Source organism: Actinoplanes sp. L3-i22, from assembly GCF_019704555.1.
GTDB lineage: Bacteria > Actinomycetota > Actinomycetes > Mycobacteriales > Micromonosporaceae > Actinoplanes.
The window spans coordinates 8,219,686-8,237,120 of record NZ_AP024745.1; the positions used below are offsets into that span (position 1 = coordinate 8,219,686).

17 protein-coding genes are annotated in these 17,435 nt (G+C 71.5%); 6 read left to right on the plus strand and 11 right to left on the minus strand.

All coding sequences use genetic code 11. The features are described 5' to 3' along the window. Positions 1 to 37: 37 nt before the first annotated feature. From L3i22_RS36950 to L3i22_RS36965, 4 genes are read right to left on the minus strand one after another with little or no spacing between them, the layout of a single operon-like run. Positions 38 to 982: a sugar ABC transporter substrate-binding protein gene (locus tag L3i22_RS36950; protein ID WP_221322104.1), complete on the minus strand. Its 945-nt coding sequence runs from the start codon at positions 980 to 982 to the stop codon at positions 38 to 40. 54 nt (positions 983 to 1,036) lie between these two features. Continuing rightward, positions 1,037 to 2,008 carry an ABC transporter permease gene (locus tag L3i22_RS36955; RefSeq protein ID WP_221322105.1) on the minus strand — a complete coding sequence of 324 codons (972 nt, stop codon included), beginning with the start codon at positions 2,006 to 2,008 and terminating at the stop codon, positions 1,037 to 1,039. After that, on the minus strand, positions 2,005 to 3,492 hold the full coding sequence (locus L3i22_RS36960) for a sugar ABC transporter ATP-binding protein (protein WP_221322106.1): 1,488 nt from the start codon (positions 3,490 to 3,492) through the stop codon (positions 2,005 to 2,007). Before L3i22_RS36960 ends, L3i22_RS36955 begins: the two co-directional genes overlap by 4 nt. Next, a complete protein-coding gene (locus L3i22_RS36965) occupies positions 3,489 to 4,061 on the minus strand; it encodes a carboxymuconolactone decarboxylase family protein (protein ID WP_221322107.1) in 573 nt (190 codons plus the stop codon). Before L3i22_RS36965 ends, L3i22_RS36960 begins: the two co-directional genes overlap by 4 nt. Positions 4,062 to 4,211: 150 nt before the next feature. Between L3i22_RS36965 and L3i22_RS36970 the strand changes: the two genes are divergently transcribed. Continuing rightward, positions 4,212 to 4,622, plus strand: a complete 411-nt coding sequence (locus L3i22_RS36970; protein ID WP_221322108.1) for a cupin domain-containing protein — start codon at positions 4,212 to 4,214, stop codon at positions 4,620 to 4,622. A gap of 232 nt (positions 4,623 to 4,854) precedes the next feature. Here the strand turns inward: L3i22_RS36970 and L3i22_RS36975 are convergent, their stop codons facing one another. Then, positions 4,855 to 5,841, minus strand: coding sequence for a PrpF domain-containing protein (locus L3i22_RS36975; RefSeq protein ID WP_221322109.1), 987 nt, complete (start codon positions 5,839 to 5,841; stop codon positions 4,855 to 4,857). Between the two features lie 180 nt (positions 5,842 to 6,021). Here L3i22_RS36975 and L3i22_RS36980 point away from each other — a divergent pair, with 180 nt between their 5' ends. Beyond that, positions 6,022 to 6,711, plus strand: a complete 690-nt coding sequence (locus L3i22_RS36980) for a GntR family transcriptional regulator (protein WP_221322110.1) — start codon at positions 6,022 to 6,024, stop codon at positions 6,709 to 6,711. Positions 6,712 to 6,870: 159 nt separating this feature from the next. Here L3i22_RS36980 and L3i22_RS36985 read toward each other — a convergent pair whose 3' ends face one another. From L3i22_RS36985 to L3i22_RS37000, 4 genes are read right to left on the minus strand one after another with little or no spacing between them, the layout of a single operon-like run. After that, positions 6,871 to 8,313: a HAMP domain-containing sensor histidine kinase gene (locus L3i22_RS36985; RefSeq protein WP_255657448.1), complete on the minus strand. Its 1,443-nt coding sequence runs from the start codon at positions 8,311 to 8,313 to the stop codon at positions 6,871 to 6,873. Beyond that, positions 8,310 to 9,011: a response regulator transcription factor gene (locus tag L3i22_RS36990; RefSeq protein WP_221322111.1), complete on the minus strand. Its 702-nt coding sequence runs from the start codon at positions 9,009 to 9,011 to the stop codon at positions 8,310 to 8,312. Before L3i22_RS36990 ends, L3i22_RS36985 begins: the two co-directional genes overlap by 4 nt. Before the next feature lie 29 nt (positions 9,012 to 9,040). Continuing rightward, positions 9,041 to 9,481, minus strand: coding sequence for an FMN-binding protein (locus L3i22_RS36995; RefSeq protein ID WP_221322112.1), 441 nt, complete (start codon positions 9,479 to 9,481; stop codon positions 9,041 to 9,043). A gap of 10 nt (positions 9,482 to 9,491) precedes the next feature. Beyond that, entirely contained in the window at positions 9,492 to 10,859 is a 1,368-nt protein-coding gene (locus tag L3i22_RS37000; RefSeq protein ID WP_221322113.1) for a ferric reductase-like transmembrane domain-containing protein, read from the minus strand. Between the two features lie 164 nt (positions 10,860 to 11,023). On the opposite strand from L3i22_RS37000, the gene L3i22_RS37005 reads away from it, so the two are divergent. The 3 genes from L3i22_RS37005 to L3i22_RS37015 are packed head-to-tail and all read left to right on the plus strand — an operon-like array spanning position 11,024 to position 14,095. Then, positions 11,024 to 11,593, plus strand: a complete 570-nt coding sequence (locus tag L3i22_RS37005; RefSeq protein WP_221322114.1) for a DUF4956 domain-containing protein — start codon at positions 11,024 to 11,026, stop codon at positions 11,591 to 11,593. Continuing rightward, positions 11,590 to 12,321 carry a polyphosphate polymerase domain-containing protein gene (locus tag L3i22_RS37010; RefSeq protein ID WP_221322115.1) on the plus strand — a complete coding sequence of 244 codons (732 nt, stop codon included), beginning with the start codon at positions 11,590 to 11,592 and terminating at the stop codon, positions 12,319 to 12,321. The genes L3i22_RS37005 and L3i22_RS37010 overlap by 4 nt, the downstream gene beginning before the upstream one ends. Continuing rightward, complete coding sequence (locus L3i22_RS37015) at positions 12,308 to 14,095, plus strand: carbohydrate-binding domain-containing protein (protein ID WP_221322116.1); 1,788 nt, start codon at positions 12,308 to 12,310, stop codon at positions 14,093 to 14,095. The genes L3i22_RS37010 and L3i22_RS37015 overlap by 14 nt, the downstream gene beginning before the upstream one ends. Before the next feature lie 59 nt (positions 14,096 to 14,154). Here L3i22_RS37015 and L3i22_RS37020 read toward each other — a convergent pair whose 3' ends face one another. Beyond that, a complete protein-coding gene (locus tag L3i22_RS37020; protein ID WP_221322117.1) occupies positions 14,155 to 15,261 on the minus strand; it encodes an LCP family protein in 1,107 nt (368 codons plus the stop codon). A gap of 181 nt (positions 15,262 to 15,442) precedes the next feature. Continuing rightward, positions 15,443 to 16,051: an MBL fold metallo-hydrolase gene (locus tag L3i22_RS37025; RefSeq protein ID WP_221322118.1), complete on the minus strand. Its 609-nt coding sequence runs from the start codon at positions 16,049 to 16,051 to the stop codon at positions 15,443 to 15,445. A gap of 433 nt (positions 16,052 to 16,484) precedes the next feature. Between L3i22_RS37025 and L3i22_RS37030 the strand changes: the two genes are divergently transcribed. Then, the gene (locus L3i22_RS37030; RefSeq protein ID WP_255657449.1) at positions 16,485 to 17,432 is read left to right on the plus strand and encodes a phosphodiester glycosidase family protein; all 948 of its coding nucleotides are present in this window, start codon (positions 16,485 to 16,487) and stop codon (positions 17,430 to 17,432) included. The last annotated feature ends 3 nt before the right edge of the window (positions 17,433 to 17,435 follow it).

Genomic DNA, 17,435 nt, shown 5'->3' on the forward strand with positions numbered 1-17,435 from the left:
GAGCGGGGCCCCGCTCCACCACGCTCGAAACGAACCGTCAGTCCTTCAGGCAGTACTGCGGCGCCTTGTCCAGGTTGTCCTTGGTGATGAGCTCGATGGGCACGTTCGCGATTTTCTCCGTGCCGCTGCCCGGCTTCAGCAGGGCGAGCGAGTTCTTCACGGCCAGCTGGCCCATCACCGTGGCCGAGTTGGCGACCGTGGCGGCGAACTTGCCGTCCTTGACCGCGGCCAGACCGTCGTCGGTGCCGTTCGCGGTGACGATCTTGACGGTCTTGCCGGCCGCCTGGAACGCCTGGTACGCGCCGAACGCCATGTCCTCGTTCGCGACGAAGGCGTACTTGAGGTTCGGGTGCGCCTGGATCATGTTCTCCGCGACGTCCTGGGCCTTCTGCCGGTTGAACATGCCCGGCTGGTTGGCCACCACGGTCAGGTTCACCGGCAGCGCGTCCTTGAACCCGGCGACCATCTGGTCGGAGGCCGCACCCGGGGCGCCGGCGATGATGCCGACCTCGGCGGCGGTGTTGCCGGCGTCCGTCGAGACCCAGCCGGCGTCCAGCTTGCCGAGGCCCTTCAGGTCGACCACGACCGCGCCCAGGATGTCGGTGGTGTCGTCGGTGAGCACCGAGGTCAGGAAGATCGGGATGTGCGCCGCCTTGGCCTTGGCGACGTCGTTCTTCAGCGCGTCCGAGTTCACCGTCTGGACGATCATCGCGTCGACGTTGCGGGAGATCATGTCCTCGATGTTGCTGAGCTCGGCGGCCGGGTCCTGCTTCGAGTTGGCCGAGACGACCTTGGCGCCGCTCGTCGCGGCCTGACTGTTGATCGCCTTCTCCAGGCAGGTATGGAACTCGGTGGTCGCGCCGTTCACGAAGCCGAGAGTGACCGTGTCGCCGCTCCCACTGGCGGCCTCGCCCTTGTCGCAGGCGGCCACGGAGGTCAGGCAGAGCGCCGCTATCGCCGTACCATAAATCAGTTTTTTCATGTTATATCTCCCTTTCGAAGGATGCGAGGGGTGAGCGAAGCCTGTGCGGAAAGGTCAGTGGCGCCGGCGCTGCAGGAGGTTCGCGATCGCGGCGATCAGCAGCACCGCGCCGACCGAGATCTGCTGGTAGTACGACGAGATCTGGAGCAGGTTCAGCACGTTGGCGACCACGCCGAGCAGCAGCACGCCCAGCACCGTGCCGACCACCGTGCCGCGCCCACCGGCCAGCGACGTGCCGCCGATGACCACCGCGGCGACCGCGGTGAGTTGCAGTTGCAGGCCACCCGTGCCGGGGCTGCTGGCGGCCAGCCGGGAGAGCAGCATGATCCCGGCGAGCCCGGCGAGCGCGCCGGCGAGACCATAGAGAAGAAGCTTGTCGCGTACGACGTTGATCCCGCTCAGCCGAGCCACGTCCTCGTTGCCGCCGATCGCGAACGCGTCCCGCCCGAACGTGGTGTACCGCATCACCAGCGCGGTCAGCACCAGCACCAGCGCCGCCACGAAGACCAGGTTGGGCAGGCCGAACGTGCGGCCGTTGCCGAGCGCGAACAGGTGCCCGCCGATCGAGACGCTCATCCCGTTGATCACCAGCAGCGCCACCCCGTCCAGCAGCGTCGCGGTGGCCAGCGTCGCGACGAACGGCGCCACCCCGGTGAACGTCACCACCGCACCGTTGACCAGGCCGATCACGACGGCCAGGGCGATCGAGACGAGCAGGGTCAGCCCGGTGCCGTAGCCGTGGGCCAGCATCTGCGCGGCGACCGCGGTGGTCACCGCGACGTTGCCGCCCATCGAGAAGTCCATCCCGCCGGCGGTCATCAGCAGGGTCAGGCCGGCCGCGATCACCGCCACGACGCTGACCTGGCGGAGCACGTTGAGCAGGTTGTTCGAGCTGAGGAACGAGTCGGTCTGGACGCTGGCGTAGATCACGATCAGCGCGAGGACGAACAGCAGGCCGAGGTGCTGGGTCCCGCGGATCTTGGAGACTTTCGTCGCTTTCGGGCGGGCGATGGTCGACGCGGTCACAGGGCTCCTCCCAACGTGGCGGCGATCAGGTCGTCCCGGGTGATGGCGTCCACCCGGTACTCGGCGACGCGGCGCCCGCCGCGGACCACCACGACCCGGTCGGCGAGGCGCATCACCTCCTCGGCGGACGAGGACGCGAGCAGGACGGCGACGCCCTCGGCGGCGAGCGCGTCGACCAGGGTGTGGATCTCGGCCATCGCCGCCACGTCGACGCCGTTCGTCGGGTCCTCCAGCAGCACCGCGGCCGGGGCGGTGCCCAGCCACTTGGCGAGCAGCACCTTCTGCTGGTTGCCGCCGGAGAGATGCTCGACCGGCGGGTTGCGGGCCAGCGAGACGACGCGGTAGTTGTCGCGCAGCGGGGCGGCGCGCTTCGCCAGCAGGCCCCAGCGGTGCAGCTTGCGGCGGTCGAGGCGATCCTGGGCGAGCAGGACGTTCTCGTCGATGGTCAGGCCCGGGATCAGCCCCAGTCTGCGGCGGTCTCCGGTGACGCAGCGCAGCCCGCTCGCGAGGCTCCGCCCGATTTTCCCGGATTTAACGGCTTTTCCGGCGACAGCGACCTCGCCGCCGCCTGCCCGCCGCCGCCCGGAGAGCAGATCGAACAACCGCGACTGCGCGTCCCCGGCCGGCCCCAGCACCGCGACGATCTCGCCCCGGCCCACCTCGATGTCGAAGTTGTCCAGAAACCGCCCGTCAGACAACTGCGAAATGCGAAGACCGATTTCCGACGGTACGGCGTTCCGCACCGGCCGAGCCGACACCACGTCCCGCCCGACCATGTCCCGGACCAGGCCCCGCTCGTCGGTCTCCTTGCCCAGCCCGGTCCAGGTGACCTGCCCGTCGCGCAGCACGGTGATCCGGTCGGCGAGCGCGAGCACCTCGGAGATGTGGTGCGAGATGAACACCACCGCCACCCCGCTGTCCCGCAGCCGGATCACCAGGTCGCGGATCTGCTGGGCGGCCTCCGGCCCGAGGCACGCGGTCGGCTCGTCGAGGATCAGCACTCTGCCGCCCCGGCGAACCTCGCGGGCCACCTCCACCATGGTCTGCTCGGCCACGGTCAGGTCGCCGGCGACCGCGTCCCCGTCGATGTCCAGCCCGAGCGCCTGCAGCGCCCGCTGGGCGGTCTCCCGGACCGTCCGCCAGCGGACCACCGAGCCGCCGGCCGGCAGGTCGCCGAGCATGATGTTCTCCGCGACGGTCAGCGTCATGACCAGCTCGCGGCGCTGCGGGACGATCGAGACGCCGAGCCTGCGGGCCTGCCGCGGGTTCCGGGGCGTGCCCCCGCCGATCTCGCAGGTGCCCTCGTCCGGGGTGAGGACCCCGCTGATGATCTGCACCAGCGTGGACTTGCCGGCGCCGTTCATGCCCATCAGGGCGTGCACCTCGCCCGGGAAGAAGTCGGCCGAGACGCGGGTGAGGGCCGCGGCGCCGCCGAAGCTCTTGGTCACCTCCCGGACGGTCAGGACCGGGGTCTCGGCGGTCATGCCTCGACCCGGGCGTATCCGCGGATGTCCGGGAACGGCGGCTCCCGGTCGGCCTGCAGGTCGACCTCGAACGCGTTCAGGCACATCGCCAGCATGCTGAAGTTGCCGAGCGAGCCGACCGTGTCGACCAGCCCCTGATCCCCGAAGTACGTCCGCGCCGCCGCGAACGTCCCGGCCGAGACGAAGTGGTTCTCCAGCAGCTCCACGCAGAACCGGTGGAACACGGCGTCCTCGGGCCGGTCGAACGACGGTTCCGTCCGCTCGGCGATCGCGCGGACCGCCTCGTACGGAATCCCTTCTTGAACGGCTTTTTCGAAGTGCGCGTTCCAGGAGTACTGGGCGTCGAAATGGCGGGCCGCGATCAGCAGCGACAACTCCCGCAGGCGCAGCGGCAGGCTCGAGTCGAAACGGAGGAACGCGCCGAGCGACTCCACCCGGTCACAGAGCTCGGGGCTCTGCAGCCAGACACGGAACGGGCCGCGGACGGCGCCCCGGCGGCCGGCGATCCGATCGGCCACCTCCCGCTGCCGTGGCGACATCTCATCCGGGGAAATAACGGGAAGTCTCATCGACGACTAGCCCCTCTTTTGCTTGTGATCCCGAACACTCGGGCTGGGTGTTTCGCAAGAACGTAACAACGCGGTGTTAGGGCCTCACACGTCGTCGAGTGCAAGGTAAGGCTGCATCTCGCGTGGCCCGCCCGGGCCTACAGTCGGGCGATGACCGTGATCATCAAGTCCGCGCTCGTCCCGGTGCTCGACCGCGGCGGGGCCGTCGCCACCACGCCGCTGATCACCACCGCGTCGGCCGGCGGCGAGAACCGGATCACCAGCGGGATCAGCGTCTACCCGGTCGGGACCGGGGCGCCGATGCACTCGCACAACTGCGACGAGCACGTGACGGTCCTGGACGGCGCCGCGGAGGTGGTGGTCGAGGGCTCGGTGACGCGGCTCGGCCGGTACGACACGACGTACATCCCGGCGCCGATCCCGCACCTGTTCCGCAACGTCGGCGACACGCCCCTGCGGATCCTCTGGGTCTACAGCTCCGGGCACGTCACCAGGACGTTCACCGCGACCGGCGTGACGGTCGAGCACCTCTCGCCGCAGGACCAGATGGTCGAGGACTGACATCCCGGACCTCACCTCCGCCCGGCGGCCCCACGGCGCCGCGTCGACCCAGATGTGGCCCGGCCGAGGTGCCGCCCGCCGGGCGTAACCGGCACGTTACGAATAGTCGCCATTAATGTCAACAAAATTGGCGATAGAAATCAGTCGGTGCTCTGACCTGCGCCTTTCACCCTTTTTGCGGCCCGGCCGACGTCACCCGAACGCCGGGCCCGCCAGCGGCAGCCGGCCCGCGTCATCCGAAGGCGAGGCCCGTCAGCAGGAGGCGGGCCGTGCTGACGATCGCCGACCGCCCCATCCGGATCGCGCCGGCCCGCCCGGTCACCTCGGCCTGCACGTCGAGGAACCCGCCCGGATGCTCAAGCCGCAGCACGTCCCGCGGCACATCGGCCCCCGCCGGACGCCGGGCCCGGGCCGCCACGCTGCCGAGCAGACCCGCCGCGGCCGCCAGGCTCATCGCCGGGAACGCCCCGATCGACGGGTCCACCCGATCCTGGCCGACCACCCGCACGCACAGGCCGCCGCCCGCGACCGGCGGCGCGACCAGGCAGATCGCCGGCACGTCCCGGTCCGTCACGTCGCCGAGCCCGAGCATCGCCCCGGCCTTCAGGCGCAGCGTCCCGAGCCGGGCGCGCAGCCGTTCGTCGTACTCCAGCCGGGCCGGCGTCTCGTACCCGCTGACGCCCAGTGCCGCCGCCGGGATCACCACCACCGGCGCGCCGTTGCCGATCAGGGTGGCCGGCACCCCGCCCAGGTCGTCGACCACCCGGCCGGTCGGCAGCAGGACGGAATCCGCACCATGCGCGAACTCGATCAGCACCCGCGCCCCGGTGCCGGGCACGCCGCTGATCGCGGTGTCCCCCGCGTACTCGGCCCGCCCGCCCCGCACCGGCACGTAAACGGTCGCGGTCCGGGAATCGCCCTCGAGGATCATCCGGACCCGGACCGGCACGACACCGGTCCGCGCCGCCACCAGATCCCGCTCCACCGCGAACGCGCCCACCCCGGCGAGCAGCTCCACCCACCCGTCAGCACCGCGCACCACCAGGCAATCCACGTCCGCGTCAGGGTCCTCGGAGCACCCGGCCACCGCCACCCGCCCGACCCCCAGCCCGTCAAGCAGCTCCCCCGGGTCCGCCGGCAGGTCCCCGGCCAGGAAGTACGCACACTTCGCCGCCCCGCCGCGCATCACCAGCACCGGCACCCCAGATGCGACCAGCATGTCGTCTCCCCTCGACCAGGCAACCCCCGCAGTGTTACCCCTAGAGGTGATTGTTGACAATCTTGTAAGCGCTGGGCAGGCTCCCGGACATCGATCCACCCCGGAGCTGCGCGAATCGGCGGCGTTCGGGCATGATGAGGGGTCCGGCACCGGCATCGACCAGGAAGACGACGACTACAGATGGCGTCTGAGCACGACACCGATCGGCGAGCGGGGCGCGTGGCCGCCCCCACCACGGCGGCCCAGGCCCGCGACACGCTGCGCGACGCCATCCTCCGCGGGGAATATCTGCCCGGCGAGCGCCTGGTCGAGGCGCAGTTGTGCGAGCGTCTGCAGGCGAGCCGCTTCAACGTCCGCGCCGCGCTGCAGGACCTGGCCGCCGAGGGCCTGGTCGAGGTGCAGCGCAACCGCGGGGCCCAGGTCCGCAAGGTGTCGATGGCCGAGGCCGTCGAGATCACCGAGGTCCGCATGGTCGTCGAGGGCCTGATCGCGGCCCGCGCCGCCGAGCGCGTCGCCCCGGAGCAGGCCACCGAGCTCGACGAGATCGGCGTCCTGATGCGCCGCGCCGTCGAGGCGGGTGAGTACCGGCGGTACAGCGACCTCAACGTCCGCCTGCACGCCCTGATCCGCGTCATCGCCGGCCACCAGACCGCCGACCGCATCGTCGAGACCCTCCGCGGCCAGCTGGTCCGGCATCAGTACATGTTGTCCCTGCTCCCGGGCCGCCCGCAGACCTCGCTGCCGCAGCACGAGCGGATCATCGCCGCCATCCGCGACCACGACGGCAAGGCCGCCGAGGCCGCCATGCGCGACCACATCGCCAGCGTCATCGAGGCGTTGCGCTCCATGGACTACTTGGGCCCGGCCTGACCATCTCCGCGTTCTTCAAGATCAAATTCAAGGGCTTTTTGTCCTACGCTGCGGCCAATAACTGATCGTCGCTCCCGCGGGGACCCTTCCGGGCCTCGCAGGGCGCGGGGCGCCCAAAAACGCGAGGCCCTACAGGGCGATGTCCGAGGGTGGTTGCGGTCAACCCGCAAAAACCGGTAGCCGGATCGCCACCACGGTTCCGCCCTCGTCCGCGGGGGCGGCCGTGACCGTCCCCCCGTGCTGCGTCGCGGTCTGCGCGACGATCGCCAGGCCCAGCCCAGAGCCGGGCATCGAGCGCGCCGCGGTGGCCCGGTAGAAGCGGTCGAACACGTGCGGCAGGTCCTCGGAGTCGATCCCCGGACCACTGTCGGTCACCGTGAGCGTGGCCAGGTCCGGCTCCGCGGCGGCGACCAGCCGGACCCGGACCACGGCACCCGGCGGGCTCCACTTCGCCGCGTTGTCCAGCACGTTCACCACCATCCGCTCCAGCTCGCCGGACCGGCCCGACACGGTGACCGGCTCCAGCTCCGCGTCGTACGTCAGCCCCGGCGCCCGGATCCGCACCCGGGCCACCGCCGCACCCACCACCTCGGCGAAGTCGACCGGCTCGATCGCCTCCCGGGTCGCCTCCTCACGGGACAGCTCGACCAGCTCGGTGGTGAGCGTCGCCAGCTCGCGCACCTGCGCGTCCAGGTCGGCGAGCAGCTTGGCACGCTCCTCGGGCGGCAGCCGGTGCGCCAATTCGGGCCGGCGCTCCAGCTCCAGCAGCAGCTCCACATTGGTCCGGATGCTGGTCAACGGCGTCCGCAACTCGTGCCCGGCGTCCTCCACCAGGGTCCGCTGGGCGCGGCGGGACGCGTCGATCGCGGCGAGCATCGCGTTCACCGACCGGCCCAGCCGGGCGATCTCGTCGACCCCCTGCACCTCGATCGGATGGTCCAGGTCCTGGGTGACGGCGACCGCCTCGACCGACGACGTGAGCCGGTCGACCGGGGCCAGCCCGGCCTTGGCGACCGTACGCCCGAGGAACGCCGCACCCGCGATCCCGGCCGCGCAGCCGAGCGCGAGCAGCGCCGCGAACGCCCCGAGCACCCGGGAGCTGGCGTCCTGGTCCACGCCGACCTGCACCGCGCCGCCCCCGGTCAGCGGGAGGGTGAGCATCACGTACGAGTCCGGCCCGAGCGTGATCTTCTCCTGCACCGCCTGCTGGAGGTTCCCGGCGGCGATCTGCTTGGCGGTGTCGGTGACCGGCAGCGTGGTCCGGCTGCCACCGGACGCGGCGCCGCTCGCGTCGAGGATCTGCCAGCACGGCCCGATCTCCCGCCCGTGGTTGCCCGGCCCGCCCTTGCCCCACCCCGGGTGGTCGCCGCCGCCCCGGGTCCGGGAGGACTCGGTGGCCAGCCACTGGGCCGGGTTCGCCGCGATCGACGCGGCGTCGCTGCTCAGCTCGGTGGTGACCTGGTGCCGCTGGATCTCCCGGACGGCGATCCAGGCGCCGGCCGCGACGAGCAGGACGGCCGCCCCGACCGCGCCGGTGACCAGCAGCGACAGGCGGGCGTGCAGGGTGCGGGCCCGCCACCAGCGCCCGGGAAGCAGGTTCACAGCGGCTCCTCACGCAGCACGAATCCGACGCCGCGCACGGTGTGCAGCAGCCGCGGCTCGCCTTCGGACTCCAGCTTGCGCCGCAGGTAGCCCAGGTAGACGTGCAGGCTGTTGGACTGCTCGCCGAAGTCGTAGCCCCAGACCTGCTCGAACAGGGCGGCCCGGGTCAGCACCTGGCGCGGGTGCCGGAGGAACGCCTCGAGGATGTCGAACTCGGTCCGCGTCAGCTTCAACGGCCGCTCGCCGCGCTGCGCCTCCCGGGTGCGGGGATTGAGTCGTACGTCGGAAAAGATCAGCCACTCGGTCTCCACCGGCGTGCCGGCGGCCGGCGCGGTCAGCGCCGACCGGCGCAGCAGCGCCCGCATCCGGGCCAGCAGCTCCTGCAGCGCGAACGGCTTGATCAGGTAGTCGTCGGCGCCGGCGTCGAGCCCGGCGACCCGGTCGCCGACGCTGTCCCGGGCGGTGAGCATCAGCACCGGCAGCAGGACGCCGTCGGCGCGCAGCCGCCGGCAGGCCTCCAGCCCGTCCATCCGCGGCATGCTGACGTCGAGGATCAGCGCGTCCGGCTCGCCGGCCCGGACCGCGTCGAGGGCCTGCAGCCCGTCGCCGGCGATCTCCACCTGGTACCCCTCGAACCGAAGCGTGCGCGCGAGCGAGTCACGCACCGCCGCGTCGTCCTCCACCACCAGGATCCGCATGCCCTCCACCCTGCCAGCACCCCCCGCGGTCAGGAGAGGTGGGCGGCGTCGAGCGCGGACTGCAGCGACTGCAGGTACCCGCCGCTGGTGACGGTCGCGCCGGAGACGGTGTCGATGTCCGCGCTCTGCGCGGCCAGGGTCTCCTGCACCAGGGTCGGCAGCGCGGAGGCGTTGATCTCCTGGTCCCGGCCGTTCTCGCTGGGGTAGACCGGCACCGTGACCGCGGTGATCTTGCCGTCCGCCACGGTGATCGCCACCTGCACGTCGCCCCACCGGGTCGACGCGCTGTCCCCGGTGTAGGTCTTGCCACCGGAGGCGCCGGAAGCGCCGGAAGCGCCGGTGGCGCCGCCGGTGCCCGTGGCGACCGCCGCCGTGCTGGCCGCGGCCGGGCTGTTCGTGCTGGTGCGGTAACTGAAGAGCAGCACCAGCACGGCGACGGTGGAGAGCATCCACAGGGTGATGCGACGCATCAGAGTCCTTTCACCAGGAGAAGAGTTCGGTGTGCAGCCGGTCGGCACGCACCCCGGCGGCCAGCGCCGCGTCGCGGGCCGACCCGGTCCAGGCCTCCGGCCCGCAGAGGTACACGTGGGCGTCCGCGATCCGCGGCTCGATCCGCCGGAGCGGGTCCGGCTGTCCGGCCAGGTCCCCGGGCAGCCAGGACGACCGGTCGCCGCGCGGCCCGAGCAGCGTCACCAGCCGCACCCCGCGGTGGGTGGCGAACCACTCCAGCTCGTCCCGGAAGGCCAGCTCGGCCTCGCTGCGGGCGCGGTAGATCAGCGTCGCCTCGCCAGGCAGGTAGGGCAGCTCGCCGAGCAGCGACAGCAGCGGCGTGACGCCGATCCCGCAGGCCATCAGCACGACCGGCCCGCCGGTGTAGCTCTCCCCGGTCAGCTTCCCGTACGGCCCCTCGACCAGCACCTTCGTACCGGGGCGCAACCGGGCGACCCGCGAGCTGCCGTCCCCCAGGTCCTTCACGGTGATCCGGAGCTGGTCCCCGTACGGCGTGGCCGACAACGAGTACGGATTCGCCCGCGTCCACCCCGCCCCGTCCAGGAACCGCCACTGGAAGAACTGCCCGGCCCGGGCCGGCAGCTCGCCCAGCCGCTCCCCGGTCAGGTAGACCGAGGTCAGCCCCGGCCCCTCCGGAACCACCCGGGTGACGACCAGCCGGTGCCGCCAGTTGCGCCAGGCCGGCACGCCGATCCGGTACGCCAGCACGGCCCCGGCCGAGACCAGGTAGAGCGTCCACCAGTACATCCGGGACCACGCCGAGCCGACGAAGTCCGTCCCGGTCCAGATCTGGTGCGGCAGCGCCAGTCCCACCCCGAGGTACGCGTAGAGGTGCAGCAGGTGCCACGACTCGTACCGCAGTTTCCGCCGCGCCGCCCGGATCGACGTCCCCACCACCAGGACCAGCAGCAGCGTCCCGGCCGTGGCCAGCAACATCCCCGGGTACGTCCAGATCATGTCCCACAGCTCGGCGAACACGTTCGCGTGCGCCGCCGCCGCGTACCCCAGGGTGATCGTCACGATGTGCGCGACCATCAGCCAGAACGAGGTGAACCCGGTCCACCGGTGCCAGCGCGCCAGCCGGTCCTGCCCGAAGGCCCGTTCGACCAGCGGGATCCGGGCCATCAGCAGCACCTGGAGCAGCAGCAGGTCGGACGCGATCAGCCCGGTGAGCCGGCCGGCCGAGGAGAACCCGAACTGCTGCAGGCCACCGTTGCCCACCCAGAGCGCCACGACGATCAGCAGGCTGATCCCGGCCGCGACGCCGCCGGCGTCGGCGTACCAGCGCGGGGTGGCGCGTCTCGGGGTGACGTGAACGGGCACGGCGGTCGTGGTCATGTCCCCAAGAATCGGCATCCCGACTAAGACCCGGAGCAGTGGAAACGTAAGGGTTCGCTAAGAGCCCCGCTCTCCCAGAACCAGGACAGACGACGCACAGGTCGCACTCAGGCTGACCACCCTCAATGGGAAACACCACATGAACACAGCCTGAAGGAAACCTTGTGAACGCACTCCTGGCCGCAGCCGCGGACCTCTTCGCGATCGCCGTCCTCACGTTCGGCGTCTACTTCCCCCGGCACCATCGCCGCGACCTGGTCGCCGCGTTCCTCGGCGTGAACATCGGCGTGCTGGCCGTCGCCACCGTGCTCGGCCAGGAGAACGTCGGCGCCGGCCTGGGTCTCGGCCTGTTCGGCGTGCTGTCGATCATCCGGCTGCGCTCGGACGAGATCGCCCAGCACGAGGTCTCCTACTACTTCGCGGCGCTCGCGCTCGGCCTGCTCACCGGCCTCGGCGGGCTGGACGTGCTGACCGTGTCGCTGATGGCGCTGATCGTTGCCGCGCTCTGGATCGGCGACCACCCGGGCCTGTTCAAGAGCTACCGCGCGCAGACGGTCCGGCTGGACACCGCGCACACCGACGAGACCGCGCTGCGCGCCCATCTGGAGCGGGTCCTCGGCGGCACCGTGGTGAACCTGTCGATCAAGCAGGTCGACCTGGTCAACGACAGCACGCTGGTCGAGGTCCGGTACCGCGCCCCGGCCGCGCGCACCGAGCGGATGCCGGTCGGATGATCGCCGCGATCTCGCTGGACCGGCTGGTCGCCGCGGCCGAGCTGCTCACCCGCGTCGACCGGAAATACCTGCTCCCGGCGGCACTGCTGCCTACGGTGCTGGCGCGGCTGCCGCACGACACCCGGGCGCTGGAGATCGACGGGCGGCGCGACTTCGCGTACCGCTCGCTGTACTTCGACACCGACCGCCTGGACTGCTATCTCGGCGCGGCGCACCGGCGCCGCCGCCGCTTCAAGGTGCGGATCCGCAGCTACCTCGACTCCGGCACGGACTTCCTCGAGGTCAAGACCCGCGGTTCCCGCGGCGAGACGATCAAAAACCGGCTTGTGTACGACGCGAGCCCGGCCCTGTTGAAGCAGGTCCTGGTCACCGCCGGAGTCACCGCCGACGAGCACGCGTTCCGTCCGGTCCTGTCCACCGACTACCGCCGGCAGACGCTGTACCTCCCGTCGACCGGCAGCCGGGTGACCGTCGACCGCGAGCTGACCTGGTCGCTGCCGGACGGCCCCGAGGTGCGCGTCCCGGACCACCTGATCGTCGAGACCAAGTCGGCCGGCGCCGCGTCCGAGATGGATCGCGTCCTCTGGGCGCTGGGCCACCGCCCGTGCTCGCTCTCCAAGTACGCGACCGGGCTGGCCGCGCTGCGCCCCGAGCTCCCGGCGAACCGCTGGCACCCCGTTCTCAAGCGCCATTTTTCCCCGCAAAGGACTGCTCATGAGACTGCGTAAGAGATTCGTCGCCGCCGTCAGCTCGGCCGCGCTGGCCGCCGTTCTCCTCGCCGGCTGTTCGAGCGGCGCCACCGAGACCGCGACCGCGGCCACCACCGTCGCCGCCACCTCGGTCGACGGCACCCAGAGCGCGAAGACCGTGCTCGCCGCCAACAAGCAGGCCACCGCGGCCGGCGACGTCGCCACCGACGGCGCCACGACCATCACGCTCGCCGGCACGTCGGCGAGCAGCTCGTCCGACGCTGTGAAGATCGACGGCTCGACGGTCACCATCACGGCGGCCGGCACCTACCGGATCACCGGCACGCTCAGCGACGGCCAGATCGTCGTGACCGCGCCCGACGCCACCGTCACCCTGATCCTCGACAACGCGTCGATCACCAGCTCGACCACCGCCGCGATCGCCGCGACGGACGTGGACTCGCTGGTCGTGGACCTGGCCGACGGGACCACCAACACGCTCGCCGACGCGGCCACCTACGCCGACGACGCCGACGTGAACGCCGCCCTGTTCAGCGCCGGCGACCTGACCCTGACCGGCTCCGGGTCACTGACCGTGACCGGGAACGGCAACGACGGCATCACCAGCAAGGACGGCCTGGTCATCGCGTCCGGGACGATCACCGTCAAGGCCAAGGACGACGGCATCCGCGGCAAGGACTACGTGGTGGTCGACGGGGGGACAATCACGGTCACCGCGGGCGGCGACGGCCTGAAGGCCGACAACGACGAGGACGCCGATTCCGGGTACGTCGCGATCACCGCCGGCGCCGTGGCGCTGACCACCACCGGGGACGGCGTCGACGCCGCCACCGACCTCGTCGTCACCGGCGGCGACCTGGTCGTCAAGGCCGGCGGCGGGCACACCGTCAAGCCGTCCGGCGACACGTCCGCGAAGGGCCTGAAGTCCGGCGTGATCACCGTCCTGGAGGGCGGCACGGTCACCGTCGACGCCTCCGACGACGCGATCCACAGCGACGGCGCGGTCCACCTGAACGGCGCGACGGTGAGCGTGGCCAGCGGCGACGACGGGGTGCACGCCGAGGGCCAGCAGATCATCGACGGCGGCACGGTCGAGGTGACGTCGTCGAACGAGGGCCTGGAGGGGGCCGACATCGTGCTCAACGACGGCACGGTGCACGTGGTCTCCAGCGACGACGGCGTCAACGGCGCCGGCGGCTCGTCCACCGGCTCCCAGCAGGGCGGCGGCGGTGGCGGCGAGCAGGTCGGCCCGTACAAGATCACGATCAACGGCGGGACGCTGGTCATCGACGCCGGCGGCGACGGGCTGGACTCCAACGGGACCGCGGAGATCACCGGCGGGACGGTGGTGGTCAACGGCCCGGAGGGCAACGGGAACGGCGCGCTCGACGTCAACGGCACGTTCACGATCAGCGGCGGGACGCTGCTCGCGGCGGGCAGTGCCGGCATGGTCGTCTCGCCGGGGACCGACTCGGCGCAGGGCTGGCTCTCGGCGACGCTGGACAGCGCGGTCGCGGCCGGGACCACGATCCAGGTCGTGGACAGCGACGGAACGGTCGTGGCCAGCTATGTGACGAGCAAGTCCATTCAGAACGTGGTGTTCTCCAGCTCGAAGATCACGAGCGGGAAGACCTACACGATCTACACCGGTGGGACGGCGAGCGGGACCAGCACCGGCGGGCTCGCGGCCGCCGGGGCGCTCGGCTCGGCGACCAAGGTCGCCACGGTCACCGCCGACCAGGCCGCCGCGGGCAGCGGCTTCGGCGGCGGAGGCGGGCGCGGGCCGCGCTGACCCCGGCCGCCCCGGGCCTGGTCAGTGCTCGACGCTGACCAGGGCCTCCCCGGGTGTGGTCAGTGATCGACGCTGACCACACCCGGGTGCGCGGTCAGGAACGGGCCGATCCGGTCCTGATCCACCGCGGCGAAGAACGGGCCGACCGTACCGGGAAGCTTCTCGCCCTTGTAGATTCCGCCCTCGAACAGCGCCGATCCGGGCAGGCCCAGGCCGGTCATCTGCCGGATCCGCAGTACCGCGAGCGTCTGCGCCCAGTCGGCGATGCCGTGGTTGTTGCCCACGAACGTCAGCGAGGTCCCGAGCGCACCGGTCAGCCGCACCAGCCGGCCGGGATCGGTGACGACCTTGCGCTTCAGCTTCTTCGCCAGCGCCGTCACGAACTGCCGCTGGTGCCGCTGCCGGTCGTAGTCGGAGTGCGGCAGGCCGTACCGCTGCCGCACATAGTCGAGCGCCTCCCAGCCGGTGAAGTGCACCGGTTTGTCGCTCCGGGGGTACGTCTTCTGCGCTCCGACGTACGGCCGATGGCAGTTGTCGTGTCCCGGGCACTGCGGCAGCCGGTCGCGGGACGAGCCGTCCGGTTTGCGATGCTCGGAGACGACGTTCTGATCGACGGCGACGCTGATCCCGCCGATCGCCTCGACCAGCTCGGTGAACCCGCCGAAGTTGAGCACCGCCCCGGCGTCGAACCGCTTGATCCCGGTCACCCCGCCGATCGTCCGGGAGAGCAGCTCATAGCCCTGCTCGGGGTTGTACTTCCGCTCGCCGATCCGGCTGCCCAGCGCCATCGCGGCGTTGATCTTGGTCCGCTGGGCCGGGCTGCCGGACTTCGGGAACGCCGGGATCGTCACGACCAGGTCGCGCGGGATCGAGATCAGGTAGGCGGCGCTCCGGTCGGCCGGCACGTGCGCCACGATGATCGAGTCGGCCAGCGGCGCGGTGTGGTCGTCCCGCGGGTCGATGCCGACCAGCAGAATGTTCAGCGGCCCGCTGATCGTCGTCAAGTTCAGCGGCCCGCGGATCGTCGTCATGTTCAGCGGCCCGCGGATCGTCGTCATGTTCAGCGGCCCGCGGATCGTCGTCGCCGCGACCGCGACGCCCGGTGCCGCCAGGACACACGCGAGGGCGGCCCCGCACCACGCCCACCGCTTCTTCACCCTCGTCATCAGCGGATCGTGGCACGCGGAACGGACATCCCGCACTTTATCCGCTTATATCTCGATCAAGCGAGGGAGCGCCAACCCAACGCCTGCCGGCCAGGCGCCGCGCTGGCCAGGCGCCGGCGAACCACGCTGTGCCGGTCAGGCGCCGCACTGGCCAGACGCCGGGCGAACCACGCCGTGCCGGTCAGGCGCCCAGAGCGTCGCGCTCCGCGCCGATCGTGGTGTCGTCGCCGTGCCCGGTGTGCACGACGGTCTCGCCGGGCAGCGCGAACAGCCTCGCCCGGATCGACGCCACGATCAGGTCCGAGTCCGAGAACGATCGGCCGGTCGCCCCCGGCCCACCCTGGAACAGCGTATCCCCGGTGAACACCGCACCCAGCTCCGGCGCGTACAACGAGACCGCGCCGGGCGCGTGCCCCGGCGTGTGCAGGACGGTCAGCGCACCCCCGCCCACCTCGATCCGGTCCCCGTCCGCGAGGTCCTCGTCCCAGCTCACGCTGTCACCGTGGGTGAGTTCCCAGAGCGGCCGCTCGGCCGGGTGCAGCAGGATCGGCGCCCCGGTCCGCTCCCGCAGGGCCGGCGCGACCCGCACGTGATCGTCGTGCGCGTGGGTGCAGACGATCGCGGTGACCCGCCGCTCCCCCACGATCGCCAGGATCGCGTCCACGTCGTGCGGCGCGTCGATCACCACGCACTCGGCGTCGTCCCCGACCACCCACACGTTGTTGTCGACGTCGAACGTCTGGCCGTCGAGGCTGAAGGTCCCGCTCACCACACCGTGATCCACGCGCATACCCGCGATTCTGCCCTCCCCGCTCCCCGCCGCCCGAGTCAGGGCCGGGCCGCCACCCACGCGCGCCACCACCCACCGCACGCCACCACCCACCGCACGCCACCACCCACCGCACGCCACCACCCACCGCACGCCACCACCCACCGCACGCCGCCACCCACCGCACGCCGCCACCCACCGCACGCCACCACCCACCGCACGCCACCACCCACCGCACGCCACCACCCACCGCACGCCACCACCCACCGCGCGGCCACCACCCACCGCGCGCCACCACCCACCGCGCGGCCACCACCCACCGCACGCCACCACCCACCGCACGCCACCACCGGCGCTTCGCGGCGTGGTGACGCCGCGGGCCCGGGCCCGGCCGACAGAGGGTGGACGGCCGCAGCACAGATCCGGCACAAGAACCGCGGCTTACATCGTGGTCGTGAGCACTGACAACGCACCGAAACGCAAGCTTTCGCGGCGCGGCTTCCTGGCCGGTGGGCTGGGTGCGCTGGCCGCCGCCGGCGGGGCCGGCGCCTGGGCGCTGGACCGCTACGTCATCGACCACGTCGAGGTGTCCAGCGCCTCGGCCCTGACCGCGGCGAACGTCGTCGCCGCCGAGGCCGCGAGCGACGGGACCGCCACCGCGACCTCCTACACCAGCGACACCGCGACGGTCTCGATCGAGACCGTCGCGACCGGCTCGGGCAGCGACAAGATCACCTACTTCGTCGCGGACGTCACGGTCGGCAACGCGACGATCGTGCGGTCCGCGTTCGCGAACGACCAGTTCGGCGAGAACATCATCGCGAATCCGTCGACGATCGCGAAGAGCCTCGACGCGGTGCTGGCGATCAACGGCGACTACTACGGGTTCCGGGACACCGGGATCGTGATCCGCAACGGGGTGAAGTTCCGGGACTCCGGGGCGCGGCAGGGGCTCGCGTTCTACGCCGACGGGACCGCGAAACTGTACGACGAGACCGCGACGACCGCGGACGCGCTGATCGCCGCGGGCGTCTGGAACACGTTGTCGTTCGGGCCGGGACTCGTCGAGAACGGCAAGGTGCTCACCGGCATCGACCAGGTCGAGGTGGACACCAACTTCGGCAACCATTCCATTCAAGGGCAACAACCGCGTACCGGCGTCGGCCTGATCGCCGCGAACCACCTGCTCTGGATCGTCGCGGACGGGCGCAGCAGCGGATACAGCCGGGGCGTCACGATGACCGAGTTCGCCCAGATCTTCGCGGACCGGGGCGCGCAGCTCGCGTACAACATCGACGGCGGCGGCTCGTCCGCGATGGTGTTCCGGGGGAATCTGGTCAACAACCCGCTCGGCAAGGGCCAGGAGCGCGGGACCAGCGACATCCTCTACGTGGCGGGCTGAGCG